The organism is Streptomyces sp. UNOC14_S4 (assembly GCF_020740835.1).
In the GTDB taxonomy this organism is placed as follows: Bacteria; Actinomycetota; Actinomycetes; order Streptomycetales; family Streptomycetaceae; genus Streptomyces.
Genome location: NZ_JAINFC010000419.1, coordinates 1 through 6,798, shown reverse-complemented (window position 1 = coordinate 6,798; position 6,798 = coordinate 1). Strand labels below are relative to the sequence as shown.

General features: G+C 71.2%; 6 protein-coding genes. 2 read left to right on the top strand and 4 right to left on the bottom strand.

The genetic code is table 11. The features are described 5' to 3' along the window. Both glmS and K6I34_RS28275 read left to right on the top strand, forming a co-directional pair. Window positions 1-1,584: glutamine--fructose-6-phosphate transaminase (isomerizing) (gene glmS / locus K6I34_RS28280; protein ID WP_229330082.1), on the top strand; the 1,584-nt coding region annotated here is incomplete at its 5' end. Further along, window positions 1,581-1,949, top strand: coding sequence for a holo-ACP synthase (locus K6I34_RS28275; RefSeq protein ID WP_229330080.1), 369 nt, complete (start codon window positions 1,581-1,583; stop codon window positions 1,947-1,949). The genes glmS and K6I34_RS28275, both read left to right, overlap by 4 nt. 92 nt (window positions 1,950-2,041) lie before the next feature. On the opposite strand, the gene glmM is transcribed toward K6I34_RS28275, so the two are convergent. The 4 genes from glmM to K6I34_RS28255 all read right to left on the bottom strand — a co-directional run bounded on the left by glmM (window position 2,042) and on the right by K6I34_RS28255 (window position 6,610). Next, window positions 2,042-3,400, bottom strand: coding sequence for a phosphoglucosamine mutase (gene glmM, locus K6I34_RS28270; RefSeq protein ID WP_229330078.1), 1,359 nt, complete (start codon window positions 3,398-3,400; stop codon window positions 2,042-2,044). A 199-nt stretch (window positions 3,401-3,599) separates the two neighbouring features. Beyond that, entirely contained in the window at window positions 3,600-4,112 is a 513-nt protein-coding gene (rpsI, locus tag K6I34_RS28265; protein ID WP_229330076.1) for a 30S ribosomal protein S9, read from the bottom strand. A 41-nt stretch (window positions 4,113-4,153) separates the two neighbouring features. Further along, window positions 4,154-4,600: a 50S ribosomal protein L13 gene (gene rplM, locus K6I34_RS28260; protein ID WP_229330074.1), complete on the bottom strand. Its 447-nt coding sequence runs from the start codon at window positions 4,598-4,600 to the stop codon at window positions 4,154-4,156. Between the two features lie 381 nt (window positions 4,601-4,981). Next, window positions 4,982-6,610 carry an ABC-F family ATP-binding cassette domain-containing protein gene (locus tag K6I34_RS28255; RefSeq protein ID WP_229330072.1) on the bottom strand — a complete coding sequence of 543 codons (1,629 nt, stop codon included), beginning with the start codon at window positions 6,608-6,610 and terminating at the stop codon, window positions 4,982-4,984. Window positions 6,611-6,798: the final 188 nt, after the last annotated feature.

Genomic DNA, 6,798 nt, shown 5'->3' with positions numbered 1-6,798 from the left:
CACCTCGACAACCCCGGCCGTGTCGCCGTCGTCCACAACGGCATCATCGAGAACTTCGCCGGCCTGCGCGCCGAACTGGCCGACCGCGGCCACACCCTGACCTCCGAGACCGACACCGAGGTCGTCTCCCACCTGCTCTCCGAGGCGTTCTCCTCCTGCGGCGACCTCGCCGAGTCCATGCGCCAGGTATGCCGCCGCCTGGAAGGCGCGTTCACCCTGGTCGCGGTGCACGCGGACGAGCCCGGCGTGGTCGTCGGCGCGCGCCGCAACTCCCCGCTCGTGGTCGGCGTCGGCGCCGGGGAGTCCTTCCTCGCCTCCGACGTCGCCGCGTTCATCGCGCACACCCGCGAGGCCCTCGAACTCGGCCAGGACCAGGTCGTGGAGCTGCGCCGGGACGGCGTGACCGTCACCGGCTTCGACGGCGCGCCCGCGGACGTCCGCGCGTACCACGTCGACTGGGACGCCTCCGCCGCCGAGAAGGGCGGCTACGACTACTTCATGCTCAAGGAGATCGCCGAGCAGCCGAAGGCCGTCGCGGACACCCTCCTCGGCCGCGTCGACGCCACGGGCACGCTCGCGCTGGACGAGCTGCGCATCCCCGACTCCGAGCTGCGGGAGATCGACAAGGTCGTCATCGTCGCGTGCGGCACCGCGTACCACGCGGGGATGATCGCCAAGTACGCCATCGAGCACTGGACCCGCGTCCCCTGCGAGACCGAGCTGGCCAGCGAGTTCCGCTACCGCGACCCCATCCTCGACTCCCGCACGCTGGTGATCGCGATCAGCCAGTCGGGCGAGACGATGGACACCCTGATGGCCCTGCGGCACGCGCGCGAGCAGGGGGCGCGCGTCCTGGCGATCTGCAACACCAACGGCTCGACGATCCCCCGCGAGTCCGACGCCGTCCTCTACACCCACGCCGGTCCGGAGGTCGCCGTCGCCTCCACCAAGGCGTTCCTGACCCAGCTCGTCGCCTGCTACCTCGTCGCCCTCTACCTGGGCCAGGTGCGCGGCACCAAGTGGGGCGACGAGATCCGCTCCGTCGTGTGCGAGCTCTCCGACATCGCCACCCAGGTGGACGAGGTGCTGGAGACCATGGAGCCCGTACGCGAGCTGGCCCGCTCCCTCGCGGACAAGAACACCGTCCTCTTCCTCGGCCGCCACGTCGGCTACCCCGTGGCCCTGGAGGGCGCGCTCAAGCTCAAGGAGCTCGCCTATATGCACGCCGAGGGCTTCGCGGCCGGCGAGCTCAAGCACGGCCCGATCGCGCTGATCGAGAAGGACCTGCCGGTCGTCGTGGTCGTCCCGTCGCCGCGCGGCCGCTCGGTCCTGCACGACAAGATCGTCTCCAATATCCAGGAGATCCGCGCCCGCGGCGCCCGCACCATCGTGATCGCCGAGCGCGGCGACACGTCCGTACACCCCTACGCCGACCACCTCGTCGAGATCCCCCCGACGCCGGTGCTCCTCCAGCCGCTCGTGGCCACCGTCCCCCTCCAGGTCTTCGCCTGCGAGCTCGCCACCGCGCGCGGCAACGAGGTCGACCAGCCCCGCAACCTCGCGAAGTCGGTGACCGTCGAATGATCGTGGGAGTCGGCATCGACGTGGCCGAGATCGACCGCTTCGAGGCGGCCCTGCGCCGCACCCCCGCCCTGGCCGAGCGGCTCTTCGTCGAGCGCGAGCTCTACCTGCCGACCGGCGAGCGCCGCGGCATCGCCTCCCTCGCGGCCCGCTTCGCCGCCAAGGAGGCCGTGGCCAAGGCCCTGGGCGCCCCCGGCAACCTCCTGTGGACCGACGCCGAGGTCACCACGGAGGCCACCGGCCAGCCCCGCCTCGTCGTCACGGGCACGGTCGCGGCCCGCGCGGCGGAACTGGGCGTACAGGCGTGGCACGTCTCGCTGAGCCATGACGCGGGCGTGGCCTCGGCCGTGGTGATCGCGGAGAAGTAGCAGGCCGATAAAAACGCCGGTGAAAGCCGTACGGCCCCCGCCCTTCCCGGGCGGGGGCCGTACGGCATGGAGAGCTCGGCGGCCGGGCGGGATCAGCCCAGCGTCGACTTCACCACGTCGGCGAGGCGCTGCGCCACCGCGCGGGCCTGCTCGATGTCGGCGGCCTCGACCATCACGCGGACCAGCGGCTCCGTGCCCGAGGGGCGCAGGAGGACGCGGCCGGTGGAGCCCAGCTCGGCCTCGGCGGCAGCGACGGCGTCCGTGAGCTCCTGGGAGGACTTCACGCGCGACTTGTCGACGTCCCGGACGTTGATGAGGATCTGCGGGAGGCGCTCCATGACGGCCGCGAGGTCGGCCAGGGTGCGGCCGGTGGCGGCGACGCGGGCGGCCAGCATCAGGCCGGTGAGGGTGCCGTCGCCGGTCGTGGCGTGGTCCAGGGCGATGACGTGGCCGGACTGCTCGCCGCCGAGGGCGTAGCCGTGGGCCTTCATCTCCTCCAGGACGTAGCGGTCGCCGACGGCCGTCTGGACGAGGTCGACGCCCTCGCGCTCCATGGCCAGCTTGAAGCCCAGGTTGGACATCACGGTGGCGACGACGGTGTTCTTGCGCAGCGCGCCCGCCTCGCGCAGGGCGAGGGCGAGGACGGCGAGGATCTGGTCGCCATCGACCTCGTCGCCCTTGGCGTCCACGGCCAGGCAGCGGTCGGCGTCACCGTCGTGGGCGACGCCCAGGTCGGCGCCGTGCTCGACGACGGCCGCGCGCAGCTTGTCCAGGTGGGTGGAGCCGCACTCGTGGTTGATGTTGAGGCCGTCGGGCTCGGTGCCGATGGTGACGACCTCGGCGCCCGCGCGGGAGAACGCCTCCGGGGAGACCCGGGAGGCCGCGCCGTGGGCGCCGTCGATGACGACCTTGAGGCCGTCCAGGCGGTTGGGGAGGACACCGATGAGGTGGGCGACGTAGTTGTCGAAGCCCTGGTCGTAGTCGCGGACCCGGCCGACACCGGCACCGGTGGGACGGTCCCAGGGCTCGCCGGAGGCGTGCGCCCGGTAGGTCCGCTCGATGCGGTCCTCCAGCTCGTCGGCGAGCTTGTGGCCGCCGCGGGCGAAGAACTTGATGCCGTTGTCGGGCATGGCGTTGTGGCTGGCGGACAGCATCACGCCGAGGTCCGCGCCGAGCGCCCCGGTGAGGTAGGCGACGGCGGGCGTGGGCAGCACGCCCACCCGCAGGACGTCGACGCCCGCGCTGGCGAGCCCGGCCACCACGGCGGCCTCCAGGAACTCACCCGAGGCCCGGGGATCCCGGCCGACCACGGCCACGGGGCGATGGCCCTCGAAGGTACCCGTCTCGGCGAGCACATGCGCCGCGGCGACCGACAGGCCGAGCGCCAGCTCTGCCGTCAGATCGGCGTTGGCCACACCGCGCACACCGTCCGTGCCGAAGAGTCGTCCCACTGGTGTCCTCCGAAAAAACGCGGGGGTACGGGACCCGGGCGGGCCCCTGCCACAGAAGAAAGGTGAAGGTGTCGGATCCGGGACCGGGACGTTGCGCCCGGGTACATCCAGGTATACGCCCCGTGCCGCCGATAGCCGAACGCCCCGGCGGGCACGGAGCGTGCCGCCGGGGCGTTCGAGCAGAGCAGCGAGCTGCTGTTTAGCGCTTGCTGTACTGCGGAGCCTTGCGGGCCTTCTTCAGACCGGCCTTCTTGCGCTCGACCGCACGGTCGTCGCGCTTGAGGAAGCCGGCCTTCTTCAGCGGGCCGCGGTTGTTGTCCACGTCCGCCTCGTTGAGGGCGCGGGCCACACCGAGGCGCAGGGCGCCGGCCTGGCCGGACACGCCGCCACCCGAGATGCGGGCGATGACGTCGTAGCGGTCGTCGAGCTCGAGCACCTTGAAGGGCTCGTTGACTTCCTGCTGGTGCACCTTGTTCGGGAAGTAGTCCTCGAGGGTGCGGCCGTTGATCTTCCACTTGCCGGAGCCCGGAACGATCCGGACGCGGGCGATGGCGTTCTTGCGACGGCCCAGGCCGGCGGCCGGCTGCGGGTCGCCGAAGCGGGAGGCGAGGGACTCGGAGGTGTACTCACCCTCCACGACCTCGGTCTCGGTGGTGTACTGCTCGATGTCGACGGACTCGTCGAGCGGCATCTCGGCGGTGGTCTCAGCCACTGTCTTCTCCTAGAACTTTCTGGTTCGGCGGTGGCCGGGACTTAGCCCTGCTTGACCTGGGTGATCTCGAACTCGACGGGCTGCTGAGCGGCGTGCGGGTGCTCGGAGCCCGAGTAGACCTTCAGCTTCGAGAGCATCTGGCGGCCCAGGGAGTTCTTGGGGAGCATGCCCTTGACGGCCTTCTCGACGGCCTTCTCGGGGTTCTTGTCGAGCAGCTCGTCGTAACGCACCGAACGCAGACCGCCCGGGAAGCCCGAGTGGCGGTACGCCATCTTCTGGGTCTTCTTGTTGCCGGACAGGTGCACCTTGTCGGCGTTGATGATGACGACGAAGTCACCCATGTCCATGTGCGGAGCGTAGGTGGGCTTGTGCTTGCCGCGGAGAAGGGCGGCGGCCTGAGAGGCCAGACGGCCCAGGACAACGTCCTGCGCGTCAATGATGTGCCACTGGCGCTGGACATCGCCGGGCTTGGGGCTGAACGTACGCACGGTCGTAGCCTTCGCTTGTTGTGTGGGTCCTGACACGGCTCACTTGGTGATCAGCCAGCACAGGCGGCAACCCGGGGACGCAACCCGAGCGCACGCTGCCGACCGACGACCCGGCGAGCAAGCGTAAGGGCCCCTCGCGTGAGAACGACCAAGCCAATACGCATAACGAACCCACAGGGTACCCGGAGCGACTGTACGGGGTCAAAACACATGGTCCCACCGGTTGCCTGCGGCGGCAGACCGGGCGGGGTTGCTGTGGGTGACGATTCTTTCCGGGGCTGCGCCCCGGCCCCCGCGCCTACCGAGGTGCGGCTTGCGCTACACGCGCGACTGCGGGTCCGGTGGGGGCTGGTCGCGCAGTTCCCCGCGCCCCTGTCGGGGCTACCGCGCCCGCGTCACCCGCCGCTCGTCCCAGACCGGCTCCGGGACCTCCCGGACGTTGCCGTCTGCCCCGAACACCAGGAAGCGGTCGAACGAACGCGCGAACCAGCGGTCATGCGTGACGGCGAGGACCGTCCCCTCGTACGCCTCCAGCCCCTCCTGCAACGCCTCGGCCGACTCCAGGTCCAGGTTGTCCGTGGGCTCGTCCAGCAGCAGGGCGGTGGCCCCGCCCAGCTCCAGGAGCAGGATCTGGAAACGCGCCTGCTGCCCGCCCGACAGCTTCTCGAACGGCTGGTCGCCCTGTTTCTCCAGCTCGTAGCGGCGCAGGACGGACATCGCCCCGCCCCGGTCCTTCGCGTGCTCGGTCCACAGGATGTCGACGAGCGTGCGGCCCAGGAGCTCGGGGTGGGCGTGGGTCTGGGCGAAGTGCCCGGCGACCACCCGCGCGCCCAGCTTCCAGGCGCCCGTGTGCGCGACCGGGTTCTCGGAGTCGCCCGCGAGCAGCCGCAGGAAGTGGGACTTGCCGGAGCCGTTCGAGCCCAGCACCGCGACCCGCTCGCCGTAGAAGACCTCCAGGTCGAACGGCTTCATCAGGCCGGTCAGCTCCAGCCCGGCGCACGTCACGGCGCGCACGCCGGTGCGCCCGCCGCGCAACCGCATCCGGATGTCCTGCTCGCGCGGCGGCTCCGGCGGCGGCCCGGCCTCCTCGAACTTCCGCAGCCGGGTCTGGGCCGCGGCGTAGCGCGAGGCCATCTCATGGCTGACGGACGCGGCCTGCCGCAGCGAGATCACCAGCTTCTTCAGCTGCGCGTGCTTCTCGTCCCAGCGGCGGCGCAGCTCCTCGAAGCGGGCGAAGCGCTCCTTGCGGGCCTCGTGGTACGTGGCGAAGCCGCCGCCGTGCACCCAGACGTCCGAGCCCGCCGGGCCCGGCTCGACGCTGATGATCTTCTCGGCGGAGCGGGAGAGCAGCTCCCGGTCGTGGGAGACGAAGAGGACGGTCTTCCGCGTCTCGCGCAGCCGCTCCTCCAGCCAGCGCTTGCCGGGCACGTCGAGATAGTTGTCCGGCTCGTCGAGGAGCAGCACCTCGTCCGTGCCGCGCAGCAGCGACTCAAGAACGAGCCGCTTCTGCTCACCGCCGGAGAGGGTGCCCGCCTGGCGCCACTGCGCCGTCTCGTACGGGACGCCGAGCGCGGCCATCGTGCACATGTCCCACACGGTCTCGGCCTCGTAGCCGCCGGCCTCCGCCCAGTCGGCGAGGGCCTGCGCGTAGGCCATCTGCGCGGCCTCGTCGTCCACCGTCATGATCGCGTGCTCGGCCGCCTCGACCGCCTCCGCCGCCTGCCGGATACGCGGCTGGGCCACGGACACCAGCAGGTCACGCACCGTACGGTCGTCCCGTACGGAGCCCACGAACTGCGGCATCACACCGAGCCCGCCGCTGACGGTGACCGAGCCGCCGTGCGCCTGGAGCTCCCCGGCGATCAGCCGCAGCAGGGTCGTCTTGCCCGCGCCGTTGGCGCCGACCAGGGCGACCGCCGCGCCTTCCCCGACCCGGAAGGACACATCGCCGAGCAGCGCCCTGCCGTCCGGAAGGTAGTACTCGAGGTGTGCGGCTTCGACATGTCCCATGCCGGGATTGTCGCGGCAGGTGAGGGTTACGACCAAGCGGATTACGATGCCGGACATGAGCTTTGGGCAGGGTGGGCCGTACGGGGCCCAGAGGGAACCCCATCAGCCGAATCAGCCGCACCAGCCGAATCAGGCACCTCAGGCGCCTCAGCAGCGGCCGAATCCGCAATGGGGCGCACCCCTGCCAC